General features: G+C 35.6%; 14 protein-coding genes. 4 read left to right on the forward strand and 10 right to left on the reverse strand.

Annotated features, from left to right (window positions below; translation table 11 throughout):
- The first annotated feature begins 4 nt into the window (after positions 1–4).
- Entirely contained in the window at positions 5–1,246 is a 1,242-nt protein-coding gene (locus EGI24_RS15760) for an OmpA family protein (protein ID WP_255049455.1), read from the forward strand.
- Between the two features lie 61 nt (positions 1,247–1,307).
- On the opposite strand, the gene EGI24_RS15765 is transcribed toward EGI24_RS15760, so the two are convergent.
- On the reverse strand, positions 1,308–2,015 hold the full coding sequence (locus tag EGI24_RS15765; RefSeq protein WP_255049456.1) for an NrtR DNA-binding winged helix domain-containing protein: 708 nt from the start codon (positions 2,013–2,015) through the stop codon (positions 1,308–1,310).
- A gap of 62 nt (positions 2,016–2,077) precedes the next feature.
- Between EGI24_RS15765 and EGI24_RS15770 the strand changes: the two genes are divergently transcribed.
- On the forward strand, positions 2,078–3,016 hold the full coding sequence (locus EGI24_RS15770) for an ABC transporter ATP-binding protein (protein WP_255049457.1): 939 nt from the start codon (positions 2,078–2,080) through the stop codon (positions 3,014–3,016).
- Here EGI24_RS15770 and hpt read toward each other — a convergent pair.
- A complete protein-coding gene (gene hpt, locus EGI24_RS15775; RefSeq protein ID WP_255049460.1) occupies positions 2,996–3,529 on the reverse strand; it encodes a hypoxanthine phosphoribosyltransferase in 534 nt (177 codons plus the stop codon). The two genes, EGI24_RS15770 and hpt, sit on opposite strands and share 21 nt — an antisense overlap.
- Positions 3,530–3,663: 134 nt before the next feature.
- On the opposite strand from hpt, the gene EGI24_RS15780 reads away from it, so the two are divergent.
- Positions 3,664–4,884, forward strand: coding sequence for a lipopolysaccharide assembly protein LapB (locus EGI24_RS15780; RefSeq protein WP_255049461.1), 1,221 nt, complete (start codon positions 3,664–3,666; stop codon positions 4,882–4,884).
- 34 nt (positions 4,885–4,918) lie between these two features.
- Here EGI24_RS15780 and EGI24_RS15785 read toward each other — a convergent pair whose 3' ends face one another.
- The 8 genes from EGI24_RS15785 to rimP form a co-directional block, all read right to left on the reverse strand.
- Entirely contained in the window at positions 4,919–5,389 is a 471-nt protein-coding gene (locus tag EGI24_RS15785) for an Lrp/AsnC family transcriptional regulator (protein ID WP_255036351.1), read from the reverse strand.
- 162 nt (positions 5,390–5,551) lie between these two features.
- On the reverse strand, positions 5,552–5,869 hold the full coding sequence (locus EGI24_RS15790; protein ID WP_255049462.1) for an MGMT family protein: 318 nt from the start codon (positions 5,867–5,869) through the stop codon (positions 5,552–5,554).
- Positions 5,856–6,425: a DUF3109 family protein gene (locus EGI24_RS15795; protein ID WP_255049463.1), complete on the reverse strand. Its 570-nt coding sequence runs from the start codon at positions 6,423–6,425 to the stop codon at positions 5,856–5,858. The genes EGI24_RS15790 and EGI24_RS15795 overlap by 14 nt, the downstream gene beginning before the upstream one ends.
- Positions 6,422–8,695: a LysM peptidoglycan-binding domain-containing protein gene (locus EGI24_RS15800; RefSeq protein WP_255049465.1), complete on the reverse strand. Its 2,274-nt coding sequence runs from the start codon at positions 8,693–8,695 to the stop codon at positions 6,422–6,424. Before EGI24_RS15800 ends, EGI24_RS15795 begins: the two co-directional genes overlap by 4 nt.
- Positions 8,696–8,697: 2 nt before the next feature.
- Positions 8,698–9,339, reverse strand: a complete 642-nt coding sequence (locus tag EGI24_RS15805; protein WP_255049466.1) for an O-methyltransferase — start codon at positions 9,337–9,339, stop codon at positions 8,698–8,700.
- A gap of 122 nt (positions 9,340–9,461) precedes the next feature.
- The gene (gene infB / locus EGI24_RS15810; RefSeq protein ID WP_255049467.1) at positions 9,462–12,521 is read right to left on the reverse strand and encodes a translation initiation factor IF-2; all 3,060 of its coding nucleotides are present in this window, start codon (positions 12,519–12,521) and stop codon (positions 9,462–9,464) included.
- A 60-nt stretch (positions 12,522–12,581) separates the two neighbouring features.
- A complete protein-coding gene (gene nusA, locus EGI24_RS15815; protein ID WP_255049468.1) occupies positions 12,582–13,826 on the reverse strand; it encodes a transcription termination factor NusA in 1,245 nt (414 codons plus the stop codon).
- A 13-nt stretch (positions 13,827–13,839) separates the two neighbouring features.
- A complete protein-coding gene (gene rimP / locus EGI24_RS15820; RefSeq protein WP_255049469.1) occupies positions 13,840–14,274 on the reverse strand; it encodes a ribosome maturation factor RimP in 435 nt (144 codons plus the stop codon).
- Positions 14,275–14,720: 446 nt separating this feature from the next.
- Here rimP and EGI24_RS15825 point away from each other — a divergent pair, with 446 nt between their 5' ends.
- On the forward strand, positions 14,721–15,776 hold the full coding sequence (locus tag EGI24_RS15825; RefSeq protein ID WP_255049470.1) for an endonuclease/exonuclease/phosphatase family protein: 1,056 nt from the start codon (positions 14,721–14,723) through the stop codon (positions 15,774–15,776).
- Positions 15,777–15,784 lie beyond the last annotated feature (8 nt).

A 15,784-nucleotide genomic window follows, 5' to 3' on the forward strand; every position in this document is an offset into this window, starting at 1 on the left:
AAAAATGAATCTTTTCGAAAACTTTGAAGATATTATCAATGAAGATTTTATAACCAAATTAAAATCAATTTCAACTGATAATTTAGGAGATGTTGAAGTGGCAGTTAAGGGTGTTTTTTATACTTTGGTGGCAGGACTGATAAGGAGAACCAACAGCGATATGAGTGCTGGTATGTTGTTCAATCAAATCAAAGAAAAATATAATAAGAGTTCAATTCCTGAAGATAAATCGTTGCTTTTTTCACAAAAAGGTTTGATTGAAAAAGTTGCCGAAGATGGCTCCAAGATCATCAGTCAGATTTTTCCAGCTTACAAAAGTCCTTTGCTTAGCATGATTGGTTCGTATGCCAATACAAGCAAAAATGTCACAGTTATTACTTCGGGCCTTACCTCCTCATTGTTAATTGATTTGCTCGGCAATAAAATTAGTTCTGAGAATATGGACAAGGATGATCTGATTTATTATCTCAAGCAACATCATGAATTGTTGCTTCAGCAAGCTCCAGAATCATTAATGGAAAAGATGATACCAGCTTTAGGATTGCAAGAATTGATCAATACCAAAATAGTAGCTCCTAAAAAACCAGAAGCAAAATCCGCTGAAGAAGAAACGGTTGCACCTACTACAAGCTCATTTTCAGAAGGTTATAATAACGACTCAAGTTCTGAGACTTTTTTTAATAAAATAGTTCTTCTGGGTTTGTTGGCATTGGCTCTCTTGGGAGGAATTCTTTATTTTTTCTGGGCAAAAAGTGGTGATTTTAGTTTTTTCAGTAAGGAAGAAGCTCCTGTAGAATCTATTGATGAAGAATTGATGTTTGCTGACTCACTAGACAGAGTATCCAAGGATTCTGTTCAAGTAAATGTATCAGCAGACTCTTCAAAAACGGTACAAGCCTCTAGTACTTCTGAATTTGTTGTTTTGAAACAGTATGTCAACGACAAAACTAAAGGACAAGGATCTGAATTTGATTTTAAAAGTATTCAATACATAGACAAATCGTTTGACCTTACCAATGAGTCTATTCCAGTTATAGACAGTATTGCTGGTTTAATGAACGCAAACGGAAGATTACAAATTAAGATAACTGCTTTTTCAGAAGGTGGAGACCAAAAGCTTAACAACAAGCGAGCTTTCGCAGTAAAGAAAGTATTGCTGAGAAAAGGCGTTAATACGATAAGAATAGACGCTGGTTCGGGTGGAAACGGGGGAAATTATCCCAAAATTAAAGTGGTAACCAAATAAGAACTGGTTTCTAAGAAAATATGAAAAAGCTCAGTAGACTTAAATAGTTTACTGAGCTTTTTTATAATATTTTGTCGGGGTTGGTTAAAGAAAGAAAATTGAATGAGGTACTGTGTTGATAATTTATTTTGTTCAAAGTGTAGAAAAAGGCCCCTTTTTTTGAAAAACCTTTCTGTTTCTCATCTGTTTTTGAAAGAATGTTGGTACTTAGAAGCTTCCTTGTAAAGTTCCTTTTGTCAAATTTGGTGTCAAAAATAGCCTCATATAGGTTTTGAAGCTGTGGAAGTGTGAACTTCTCTGGCAAGAGTTCAAATCCAATGGGGTGAAGTGATGCATTTGCTCTGAGACGCTCTACTGCAAGAGCCACCATTTCAGAATGGTCAAATAGTAATGTTGGGAGTTCTTTTAGAGAAAACCACTTGGCGTTTATTTTGTTGGTCAATTTGTGGTCATAATCAGCAATATTCAAAAGTGCCTTGTAAGTAACTGAAACAGTTCGCATTACAGGGTCTCTTTTGGGGTTTCCAAAGGCAGCAAGCTGTTCTAAATAAACGTCTCTCAAGCCAGTATGCTCAAATAAAATTCTATCTGCGGCTTCATTTAGCCCTTCATTTTCTTGAAGCCAACCGCCCATAAGCGACCAAGTTTCTGTGGTTTCTTCTAGCCCTCTTTTAACGAGTAATATTTTTAATTCTTCACCGTCAAATCCAAAAATTATAGAGTCAAGTGCGACAAGACACTTGATTTGTTTGTTGTAAAGGTCGAGCATACATAGGTTTTTTTACAAATTAATAAAAAAAAATTGGAGAATACATTTTACTTTTGCTAAATATGATAGAAGCCAGAAAAGTAAATTTCGAATATTCCGACGTTTTTTCCTTAAAAAACATAAATCTTAAAGTTGAAAAGGGGACGATTCTGGGAATTATAGGCCAAAGTGGTTCTGGAAAAACGACTTTACTTAAAATGTTAGCTGGCCTTAAAGATCCAAGTTCTGGAGCTATTTATCTGAACAAAGTACCTTTAGAACCTCCTTCTAAAAAACTTATAGCTGGCCATAAACAGATTAAAATGGTTACGCAGCAAAATACACTTTTCCCCAATATTTCAATTGCTGAAAACATAGCCTATGAGTTGCGGTTTTTCGAAAAAAAATATCAATCTCAACGCGTAAATAAACTTTCTAAAGATTTAAATATCAGTCATTTATTGGCCAAGTTTCCAAGAGAATTGTCAGGTGGAGAAATCCAAAGAGTGATGCTGGCCAAAGCCATTGCTGACGAGCCCTTGGTATTGTTATTAGACGAGCCATTTGCTAATCTTGACCCAATCATCAAGAAAAAAGTTTTGATCAACTTACAATCGGTGCTACGCAAAGAATCCATTGCTTGTATTTTTGTGACACACGATATTCACGATGCCTTTGGGTTGGTAGATGAGTTATTCATACTCAAAAATGGCAGGATGGTTCAGAAAGGAAGCTCTGAGGTAATTTATAATTCGCCCAAAAATAAATACGTGGCCTTACTAACAGGCGATGGTTTTATGATAAATATCGCCGGAAAAGAATCTTTTGTAAGGGCTGAAAATATTGAAATAGACGCTGAAGGTGAATACGAAGCTACCGTGACCAATAATATTTTTAAAGGAGCTTTTTATGAAATAATCATAGACTTTCAAGCAATAAGCATTTATTGCTTGAGTAAAAAGCCTTTTGTGGTTGGTCAAACGCTTAGGTTTAACCTCACTTCAATCATCCACTTTGATTAATATTGAGCTGCTGTTTCTTCCATATCCATTGTAATCAAGACCATATCCTACCACAAACTGGTTTTGAATTTCAAATCCAACATAATCAAGCTGTATAGGCACAAGCATAGCCTCTGGTTTGTGAAGTAAGGTAGCAACAGAAATACTGGCAGGATTATGAATTTCTAAGGTTTTCATTAAAAAATCTAAAGTGCGACCTGTATCTACGATGTCTTCCAATATCACCACATGTCGACCTTCGATAGGTTGATTTAAACCTATCAGTTCTTTCATTTTACCAGTCGATTCTGTGTTTTGGTAGGAATGTATCTTTAAAAAGCTTACTTCGCAGGGTATGGTGAGTTTTTTGAAAATATCCGCAATGAATAGAAAAGAACCATTCAAAATGCCAAGAAATACCGGATTTTTGCCTTGAAAACGATCATTCAGTTTTTCGGAAATGTCGTTTACTCTTTCTTGTATTTGTTCGCTTGTGATTAATTCTTTGAATTTTAGATCCAGTACCTCTACCATGTTTTAGTTTTTCATGTAAAATAAAATAATATTTTGTTAAGATTACTTTTTTTAGCAAATGAAATTTCAAATTTCTCTAATTTTGTCATGCAATTATTCGTAAGCTTATTTCGTTTTTCACAAAAATATACACATTGAAAAAAAGCCTTTTAGTTATTCTTTTTGTTAGTTCACATTTCATTTCAAATGCCCAACTGTTTTCTTTTTTTAATTCAAAAGAAAAACCTAAAGCTGAAATGTTGTTGCTCGACAGAGGCGTGCAGATTAGCACTACAGCCGCTGTTAACAATATGTACAACTTTAATTTTTCAGAGGCTGAGAAGGAATATAAATGGCTTAAAGTGAAATATCCTGAACATCCACTTGGAGATTTTTTGTTGGGGCTAAATGAATGGTGGAAAATAGTGCCTGACACAAAGCAGGAGCGTTTTGATGAGCAATGCCATAACTACATGGATGCGGCAATAGATAAGGCTGACGACATGTTTGATGAAAATAAAAAGAATAAAGAGGCCGCTTTTTTTCTTTCGGCTGCCTATGCTATCAAAGGAAGACTTTATGCAGAGCGAGAAAAATGGGTAAAATCTGCATGGGCTGGGAAGCAGGCCATCAAATACCTAGACTACAGTAGGGGAGAAGAAAACATAAATCCTGAATTGCTTTTTGGAGATGGCGTGTACAATTACTATTCTAAATGGATCCATGAAAACTATAAATCATTGAAACCATTGTTGTCTTTTTTTAGGAAAGGAGATAAAAATTTGGGAATTAGGCAGTTAGAAAACGTAGCCAACAATGCATTCTATTCTAGAATGGAAGCCAGGTATTTTCTTATTCAAATATATGCTGCGGAGAATCAATCGGCAAAATCTTTGACGATGGCTCGCCAAATGCACACCCTCTATCCCAATAATTCATTTTTTCATAGATATGTAGCTCGCAACAGTTTTGCTCTTGGAAGATTAGACGAAGCAGAGATTTACGCCAACGAATTGATGGCCAGGTTGGAAGAAAAAAGGTATGGATATGGTGACAATGACGGCAGATATGCGGCTTATATTTTGGGTTATGTAAACCAAAATTATAAGCACAACGATACGCAAGCCAAGTTCTTCTACCAAAAATGTATTAATTACTCTTTGAACAATAATACCAAAGAATCAGGCTATTATGTTGCTTCTAACCTAGCTTTGGGCAATATTGCTTTGCAAGAAAATGAAAATAAGGCGGCGGTTGAATACTTTGCCGAAGTTTTGAAGAATTCAGAGAAAAATTCTAACTCGTATAAACAAGCTAAAAAAGCTTTGGAAGATCTGACTAAGAGATTAAAGGCACAAAAAAAAGGGAAAAAGTAAATTTTCCCCTTTTGTATACCAAAATCTTCTAATTTCAAGGTATAGGAAGAACTTTCGTATTTTTGAAAGTTGACAATATGACCATAGTTTGCGTGCTGGCCACTACTTCAATTTCATTTATTGTTTCCATTATTAATGTCTGATAAGAAGCTATGTCTCTTGCTATTACTTTCAGTAAGAAATCGCAAGATCCTGTAACGTGATGACATTCAATGATTTCAGGTACTGCTTCTATGGTCTTTACGAAGGATTCCGTGATAGATTTTCTGTGACCAGACAAGGTAACTTGAACAAAAGTCATTACACCTAAGCCCACTTTTTCTCTATCTATTTGAGCATGATAGCTTTCAATAATACCTGTATTTTCAAGTTTTTTTACCCTTTCCAAAGTTGGTGCAGGAGAAAGGCCAATTTCTTTGGATAGTTGAGCGTTTGTTATTTTTCCGTTGCTCTGGAGTATTTCTAAAAGTTTGTGATCAATTTGATCTAATTTACCGACAGCCATTATTTTGTTTGATTGATGATTTCAGAATTTTATTCTGTGTAAAGATACTATTTTATATTAAAATTCTAAATTATTTAAATAGACTTCTTTTTTAATGGTATGAAGGATATAGTATTTGTGTAAATAATAATATTTTAAATAAAAATATTACAAAAACTCTTCCTAAAGTGAGAGCTCAATTTGGGGATCCCAATAGATTTTGGAGAAATTTTGAATCTTGTCTGCAATTATTTCTATTCCTTCAATTTCTAAAAGCTCTTGCATCCGTGTTGGGCTTTCAAAGTGGAGTTTTCCTGTTAGTATACCGTTGCGATTCACTACCCGATGAGCGGGAACATCATGAAGGCCATGGGCAGCATTCATAGCCCATCCCACTAACCTTGCACCGGTACTTAAATATTTGGCAATGGCTCCATAACTGGTCACTCTGCCTTTTGGTATTAGTTTTACAACCTCATATACCTCCTCAAAGCTTTGCATCTTCGATTTCTTTGACCAGTTGATTGTACCACTTTTCGCCGTAGGCCCTAATAAGTGGTTCTTTCAAAAATTTATAAACTTCTACCCCAAGTTTATCGCCCAAAGCACATGCTTCAGAGCATATACTCCATCGGTCATAGTTTATTGCATGGTAGCTTTCGTACTTTGTGATTCTGATGGGGTATAAATGGCAAGAAATTGGTTTTTTGAAATCCACAACCCCGTCGTTATAAGCTTGTTCAATACCACATTGCAAGATTCCCTTTTGATCATAAACGGCATAAGCACATTCTTTTTCATCAATGGTTGTGGTAGAATAGTCACCTTCCCAATCCTTGATGTATTTGCCCTGTTCTTCAATGGCTTTAATGCCTTCTGGAGATAAATAGGGTTTTATTTTTTCGTAAATTTCCTCGAGAATGGGCAACTCAACGTCTTCGAGTGGAGCTCCAAGGTCTCCTTCAACACAACAAGCACCTTTGCATTTTTCTATGTCACATACAAAAAACTTTTCAGCAACATCATCGCTTATGCATGTGTCTTCTATTAAGATCATTTCTTTATAATAATTTTTGAACCAACCATGATTTCATTATCTGCCATGTTGTTCCATTTCTTTATGTCATTTACGCTAACATCATATTTTCTAGAAATACTATATAATGTTTCTCCTCTAGTCACTGTATGAGATGTACTACCTGAATTGCTTACTGGTTTTTTGGCCTCTGTAACAGGCTCTTTGCCAATTACTGCATTGGATGGTTTTTTGTTCGAAACCACCAACCTCTGACCTGAATTTATACTATTACCAGTTATGTTGTTCCATTCTTTAATTTGAGAAACTGAAACGTCATATTTTTTAGAAATACTGAAAAGCGTTTCACCAGAAGTCACCAAATGGGTTTGAGGCTTTGTTGTAACTGGTTCTTTTACGATTGGCTTAGGCTTTACCAATTCCTCCTCTCCAATAGGTTCATCAGAAATAGGTTTTTTAGCAGGTATTTTAGCTATTCCCTCGTCTTTTGTTACAATTGTAGATGTGCCTATGGTCAATAATTGATTGGCTTTTAAACTCGCAGTGCTACTCATGTTGTTCATTTTGCGAAGTTCCTCTACCGTTAAATTATAACGTTTAGCAATCGAAAACATCGTTTCACCAGGCTTTACCATATGTTTGGTATTGACAACTTTTGTAGTAGATTTTGTCTCACTTGTAGTCACAATTGGTGGTTTGGTGACTGAGGTATTCTTTGGTACAAATAAGTCGTCATTGATTTTAAGACCGTCAGACTTAGTGTCACCTATTGGTTTTTCAGTTTTAACAATCTCTGACGTCTTTGATACTTCAGTTTTTGGACTATCTATAACGGTTTCAGTTTTAATTTCCTTAGGTGTTTCTTTTACTATTTCTTTAGGTTTTTCTAAAACCTCGGTTTTTTCTTTAATTACAGGAGGTGCATTGAATACCACTTCTTCTTTTTTTGTGTAATCTTCTCTAATAGGCAATTTATCTTCCTCTTCTATCGCCTCTTTGATAACTTCGATTGGCTCATTTTTTGGTCTAGTTTTTTGTAACCAAATAACTCTTCCCGGTTGTAATCTTTCCGAATTTTTCATTCGGTTGTATTTCAGAAGATACTTTAAACCCACACCATATATTTGAGAGACATCCCAGAGCGTTTGTTCTCCGTGTACAGTATGGAATTGTGTGGCCGCTTTCTTGCTTTTTTTCTCTAAATAGTAAATACTACCTTCTTTGGTTAAGTCTTTGTCTGTCATGTCATTATATGACAAGAACTTTCCAATTTTCATTTTAGCTTTTGCAGACAACTGAGCTACTTCTTCTCCAGATTGAGCCAAAATGCCCTTTTTGCCATTTATTTCATAATATACAGGGTCATCTGGTGAAGTTGAAACCATGGTGATTCTTTTAAGTTGGGGAAAACCCACATCAACCTTATTGGCATCAACTCTTTTTTGAATCTTATTGGTTATTTCTTCAACATCTTCAATTCGTGAAAGAACGAGCACGTTGTAGGTTTTGTCTTCAGGTATGTTTGGGGCATATAACCATGGATTATATTTACGAAGTTCTGTGATATCTGTCGTTAGCTCAACAGCTATTTCGGCCAGAGATTTTCCTTTTGTAGCATATTCGACGAATTTTTTTGGAGAATCTTTGAGTCTATTTAAACGATGCTCGAAGGCTATTCTGTGAGCGAGTGCTTTAATTAAATAGGGATCCGTGTTTTCATCAAATTTAACTTCACTTGCAAATGACCATTCTGGATTTATTTTATCCGAAGCACCTTCAACGCCCATGTTGTAAGCCATCATACAAGAAAGCCAGTTTTTGAAAATGAGATTGTGACGTTTAAGGTATAAGGCAGCAGCTTTTGTAGAAAGATATATGTTTTTCCTATCATCTTGCTTGTTATCTACTTTTAAGCCAACTTCTTTCGCAGTGGCTTCTTTGAATTGCCAAAATCCAACGGCATTTGAACTAGAAATAGCCTCAGGAAGTAAAGAACTTTCCAAAACAGCTATATACTTCATGTCCTCTGGAATATCTTCTTCTTCTAAGATTTTCTCAATAATTGGAAAATACCATTGCATTCTTTCCAGTTTTTGTTCAAGAAACTTGTTTTGAGGAGTTAACAAGGAGGTGATTTCTGCATTTAAAGCTTTTAAAGCCTCTGGGTTGAGCTCAATGAGAATGTTTGCAAATTCCACTTTTTTAGGAGCTTCTGGAATACTCACTTGTGTTTGGGCAATAGCCAAGAAAAAGATAGGGTAGATCAATAAGAAAGCTAAAATTTTTTTCATTTTCATTTTATTTTTCTGGAGACAAATAATCCGTCTCTTATGGGTAATAGCACTTTATTAGTTCTGTTATCATTCTGGACATGTACATTGAATGCTCTTAGTAACTTGGTAGTCGCATCGTTTTTGGATGTATCCAATACTTTAGCATCCCAAAGTACATTGTCACTTATTATTAAGCCTCCAATGTTAAGTTTTTCAATTATTAAATCATAATATTTGATATAGTTTAACTTATCTGCATCAATAAAAACCAAATCAAATCTACAATTTAGGCTAGGTATCACTTCCAAGGCATTGCCAATTTTTAGGTCTATTTTGTCATTTAGACCCGCCAAGTTTATATTACTTTTTATCTTTGTTTCAAATTCCTCATTTGCTTCAATGGTAATTAATCGACCATTTTCCGCTAAACCTTCTGCCAAGCAAATGGCCGAGTAACCAACAAAAGTTCCAATCTCAAGAACACTTTTAGGTTGGAGAATTTGCGAAATCATTGAAAGTAACCTTCCTTGCAAATGACCAGATAGCATCCTGGGTTTTAATAAATTGGCGTGCGTATCTCTACTTATTTGCCTTAAAACCTCCGGTTCATTGCTACTGTGATTTTCACAATATCCGTACAACTTCTCAATTGCTGTATTCATCTATATGCAAAAATAAAAATATTATTTTGTAAATTCCAAATTTATTATTTATATTATATTTTCAGAAAATAATGAAAATAATTTTATATTAAAAAAGCCCCGAAAGGCTTTCTCAATTTTATTTACAAGGTTCTTTTAAGTTCTCTTATTTCAAAGCTTTCAATGATGTCATCCATCATGATATCATTAAAGTTTTTGATACTCAATCCACATTCATAGCCATTTTTCACTTCAGCTACATCGTCTTTAAAACGTTTCAATTGGGCTATCTCACCTTCATGAACCACTATACCTTCACGGATTATTCTCACTTTATTGTTACGTTTCACATAACCATCAGTTACATAACATCCCGCAATGGTACCCACTTTGCTGATTTTGAATACTTCTCTGACTTGAATATTTCCTGTCACTACCTCTTCTTCTTTAGGGGCCAACATACCTTCCATGGCCGCCTTTATTTCATTGATGGCGTCATAGATGATAGAATATAGTCTGATTTCGATTTGCTCGGCATCGGCTATTTTTCTTGCATTGTTTGAAGGTCTCACCTGGAAACCGATAACGATAGCATCAGCTGCAGAAGCTAATGTTACGTCAGACTCAGATATTTGACCCACAGCTTTATGTACAATATTTACTTGTACCTCATCTGTTGATAGTTTCAATAATGAATCAGACAAGGCTTCAACTGAACCATCCACGTCACCTTTAACAATAACGTTAAGTTCTTTAAATGTTCCAATTGCTTTTCTTCTACCAATCTCATCCAATGTGATGTGTTTCTTGGCTCTGATGCTCATCTCACGGTTAAGTTGCTCACGTTTGTTGGCAATTTCACGAGCTTCTCTATCTGACCCCATGATATTGAACTTATCGCCCGCTTGTGGTGCACCAGGAAGTCCCAATATCTGTACGGGTTGTGAAGGTCCAGCTTCTTTTACTCGCTCACCTAAGGAGTTTACTAGGGCTTTAACTCTACCAAAGTATTGTCCTGCCAACATGATATCTCCAATTTTTAGCGTACCGTTTTCTACCAATATCGTAGATACATAACCTCGACCTTTGTCAAGAGAGGCTTCTATGACAGTTCCAAATGAATTTCTGTTTGGATTTGCTTTAAGTTCAAGCAATTCAGCTTCTAATAAAACTTTATCCAATAATTCATCTATACCAATTCCAGATTTTGCAGATACTTCTTGCTCTTGGTATTTACCACCCCAACTTTCTACCAAAATATTTTCCTTGGCCAAATCTTCTCTGATTTTAGCAGGGTTGGCGTTTGGTTTATCTATTTTATTGAATGCAAATACGATAGGCACCCCAGCGTTTTGAGCATGGTTGATGGCCTCTTTGGTTTGAGGCATCACACTATCGTCGGCAGATATTACAATGATTACAACGTCAGTTACTTTGGCTCCTCTGGCTCTCATGGCCGTAAATGCCTCGTGACCAGGCGTATCAAGGAAGGTTATAGATTTTCCTTTATTGTCGCCTTCTTTTATAGTTACAGAATAAGCTCCGATGTGCTGCGTAATTCCGCCTGCCTCTCCTGATGCTACTTTGGATCTTCTTATATAGTCAAGTAATGAAGTTTTACCGTGGTCAACGTGTCCCATGATCGTTACGATTGGAGCACGGTGAATCAAGTCTTCTTCTTTATCAACCATTATTTCGGTATCAAAAGAAACTTCTTCTTCTGCAGAAATAAATTCTACGTCAAAATTAAATTCAAGAGCAATCATTTGAATGGTTTCTGCATCCAATCTTTGGTTGATTGAAGCGAAAATACCCATTTTCATACAGCTTGCAATTACTTCTGTTACGGTAACATTCATCAATGAGGCCAACTCTGAAGCCGAAATGAATTCGGTTACTTTCAAAGTACCGCTTTCCTCCAATTCTTGTTGATCTAATGCGTCCTGAGCCTCGGCACGGTTTCTACGTTTTTCTTTACGATACTTAGAACCAAACTCGTTGCCTTTATTTTGCAATTTAGACATGGTAGTCTTGATGTTGTCCTTAACATCATCTTGAGACACCGATTCTTTTCTATTTCCGCCTTTTTTGAAGTCTTTCTTACCTCCAGTGTTTCCGCCGCCACCTTGGTTTTGGTTGGGAGCAGTAGTAGTCGGTTTGTTGTCTGTATTAGCTCCGCCTCCACTAAATGGTGGTTTTGGTGCTCCAGTATTAGGTGTATTTGGAGTATTTGGTGAGTGCGGTCTATTTGGACCAACTGCCTTAGGGTCTTTTCTGAAGTTTTCAAAATTCGACTTCGTAGTATCGCCTACTTTTTCACCACCAACTATTACTCTTTTTCTTTTACGTTTTTGTTTTAGTTCCTCTTTGGTTAGCGGCTTACGCTCAACAGGAAGTTCAATTTTGCCTAAAACCTTCAATCCTTGAAGCTTATCTCCTTGGGCTTTAATGAGCTTTGGAGGTAGTATTTCATCGATTTTATCTTCTTCAACAACTATTTTAGGTTTTGGGGTTTCTTCTATTTCCTCAAATACCTCATCAATAATTTCTGCTAAAACCGGTGCTTTTGGTTTTTCTTCTTTAATCTCAACTTTCTGTTCCTCTACCTTAGGTTCTACCTTTGGCTCCTCTTTTACAATAACAACCTCAGGTACAACTTCAACAGGTTTAGCAACTTCAATTGGCTTAATTTCAACCACTGGTGCTGGTTTTTCTTCAATTATAACCGGAGCAACCTCTACAGGCTTGTCTACAACAATTGGTATAATTGGCTCTGGCTTTGTTTCAACTTTCGGTTCTTCTTTTATTGCCTCAGGTTCAAAATCGATAGGAACAATTTTGGCAGGTCCTTTGCTGTTTAGGTCTATTTTTCCCAGAACTTTAGGCCCTTGGAGGTTGTGTTCTATTTTGATTATTTCAGGCTCTTCAGGTTCTTCTCTGAAATACAAGATTTCATCACTAGTTTTAGCTGGCGACGATGATTCAGATGGTGAAACTGAAGTAGAACCGCCACCCATTTCTCTTAGAAGCTCGGGGGCATGTAGCTCTTTTGATAAAACCTCAAGTAAGTCAAATGAAAGTTTGGCGTTGGGATTATTATCAATACGATGCCCTTTTGAGCTGAGAATCTCAATAATGGTAATTGTACCTACGTTAAGTTTCTTGGCCGCTTGGCTAAGTCGCATCATTTTTTCTTCTGCCATAAATATTTCTTAAATTTTATAAAAACAATTGTAATTTGGTGTGGATTAGTGTTTTACGTATCAATCAAATTCTTTTCTTAGGATATCTAATACTTCGTCAACAGTTTCTTCTTCAAGCTCTGTTCTTCTTACTAAATCAGCCTTACCGATAGTCAATACAGATTTTGCAGTGTCTAAGCCAATTTTTCTGAACTCCAACAATATCCACTCGTCTATTTCGTCGGTGAACTCCATCAAGTCTACGTCTTCTTCTTCCACGACACCTTCGATGTCTCTGAAAACGTCGATTTCTAAACCAATAAGTTTGGAAGCCAATTTGATATTAAGACCACCTTTACCAATTGCTAAAGAAACTTGATCGGGTTTTAAGAAAACTGAAACTCTTTCATTGTTTTCGTTAATTCTGATGTTACTGATTTTTGCCGGACTTAGTGATCTTGAAATCAGCAAGTTGGTGTTGTCAGTCCATTGGATAACGTCGATATTTTCGTTTTCAAGCTCTCTCACGATAGAGTGAATTCTCGAACCTTTCATACCCACACAAGCTCCAACTGGATCTATTCTGTCGTCGAAGGATTCTACTGCTACTTTAGCCCTTTCACCTGGTTCTCTTACTATTTTACGAATAGAAATTACGCCGTCTTGAATCTCTGGTATTTCAAGTTCAAACAAACGCTCTAAGAAAACTGGCGAAGTTCTTGAAAGAGTAAGTTTTGGATTACCATTGTTTATTTCAACCTTGTGAATAATTGCTCTTATGCTGGTTCCTTTACGGAATCTATCTTTTGGTATTTGTTCGCCTTTTGGTAGAGATAGCTCATTGCCTTCTTCATCCATACAGATTACCTCCTTACCCAATATCTGATAAACATCTACAGTTACTAATTCTCCAACTTGATCCTTGTATTGGTCAAAAAGCATTTCTTTTTCAAGATCTTTAACTTTTTGAATCAAAGTTTGGCGTGCAGTTTGAACAATTCTTCTACCGAAATCTTCAATTTTTACTTCTTCAGCCACTTCTTCACCTATCTCGAAGTCAGGCTCTATTTTCTTAGCTTCAGACAAAGGAATTTTATCTGTATCCCAAATGTCTTCGGAGTTATCGTCAACGATTTCTCTGGTCCTCCACATCTCTAAGTCACCACTTTCGGCGTTTAGGATGATGTCAAAATTATGATCATCGCCGTAGGCTTTACGAATCATGGTTCTTAGCACATCCTCAAGGATAGCTATCATGGTTGGCCTATCGATGTTTTTTTCTCTGGCAAACTCAGCAAACGATTCAATTAAATCTCCACTATGCATACGTGTCTATGTTTTATTTAAATGAAATGATAACTTTAGCTTCTTTGATATTTTCAATCAATAAAGTCATCGCTTCAGGTTTTATTTTCTTTTTTGCTTCAGGTTCTAACGTTATTTTTCCGTTGGAAACTTGCGTGAGTGTTCCTTTTACTTCACTCAAATCTTCCAATGTCACTTTTAAGGTTCTTCCGATATTTTTGGTATATTGTCTTTCAAACTTTAGTGGGCTATCTGCACCGGGAGATGAAACTTCCAAAACAAATGCTACATCTATTATTTCTTCTAGTTCGATACCCAATTTTCGACTAACTTCACCACATTCGTCTATGGAAATGCCTTCATCAGAATCAATAAATACAGTTATTTTTTTTCTGATTTTGGAGTCGGAAACAACAACATCAACCAAATAATAATCCGTGGTGGATATTATTTCGTCTAAAAATTTCACTACTGCTTCTTTAAGAGCCATCAAAAAACTACAAAACTAAGATGATTACCAACAAAAAAGGAGGTTTTAGACCCCCTCATTCTTCTTTTCGATGCAAAATTAGTCTATTTTTTGGTAAATTCCATATTATTTTTAAAAAAACTATATAAAATCTTATTACAAATGACATCCTTTATTCTCATAAATTAATTGGTCAAAACGGTGATTTAGTAATAATTGAGAGCTTCTCTCGCTTTTGGTCGTTCGGAATTATTATTGGAATTCTAAAATTAAATTTCTTATCAAAATGTCGCTCCTAATTGAAAATATTTTAGTGACCAGATATCTATTTTAGCGTTATTAATTGCTTTGCTTATTTATATTTTGGAGCATAATGGCTATTATTGCATTTCTATAAACTAATATATTTATTGGGCATACTCAATTTTATAAAAAAATTCTTCTTTTTGATCAATATTGCATTTGGTCTGTATTCCCTTTTGGTCTATCAATTGGTTCTTTCGGCAGATATTAGGCATTGGTTAGGTGGTTTTTTGATGTTGACTTTTCCCTTGGTTTTGCTTGGTCATTTGTTCTTTTTCTTGGTTTGGGTCATAGGTGCCTCACCAAAGGCTCTGCTCTCACTGTTTATGTTACTCATTACCTATTCCATTTTTGACAGAACATTGAAAATCAACCCTCCTGATATTCATCCAAATCCACCGTTTACTTTTTCGCTACTTAGCTATAACCTTATGTATGGCGACTATCATCAGTTTGTGGACAAAAAAAATATAAAATCTGCCATTGGTCTTTCCAATGTTTTAGATACCTTATCTGCTGATATTAAGTGTTTTCAGGAAATGTATAACACTGAAAAATACCATGAATTTGATTTGCTTAGACGTATTTCCAAAAGAAATGCCTACTATGTTTATATGCATTCGAATACCAATAACAACAAAGGACAAGGGGCTATCGGCTTAGCTATTTTTAGTAGATTTCCGATAATATCAAAGAAAGAACTTTATTGGCCGCCAAACAATAATGGTATGTTATCGGCTGATATTGTTGTTGATAAGGATACTATAAGGATTATCAATGCCCAATTAAAATCTATGGGAATAAGGGTACAAAATATTATTAAAGGGGATAATAAAATAGATCGAACGGAAACCAAGAACGTTTTGACAAAATTGAAAGGAGGTTTTGAGGATAGGGGATTACAAGTGAATTTGCTTGAGAATTGGATAGATGAAAGTCCTTATCCTGTAATTTTGGCTGGAGATTTTAACGAACTTCCTTACGGCTATGCCTACGGAAGAATTAGAAAAAAACTCAACAACGCATTTGAAGAAACTGGTTTCGGTTTTGGATTTACCTATCACAAGGTTTTGAGTTTTTTAAGGATTGATAATCAGTTTTTTGATGATAGGCATATAAAGAATATCGATTTCTTGACCATTTCCAATGTGCCGTTTTCTGATCATTATCCTGTAAAGGCGTGGTATTTATTGAAATAAAATTGTTT

Source organism: Lacihabitans sp. CS3-21 (assembly GCF_024343675.1).
GTDB lineage: Bacteria > Bacteroidota > Bacteroidia > Cytophagales > Spirosomataceae > Leadbetterella.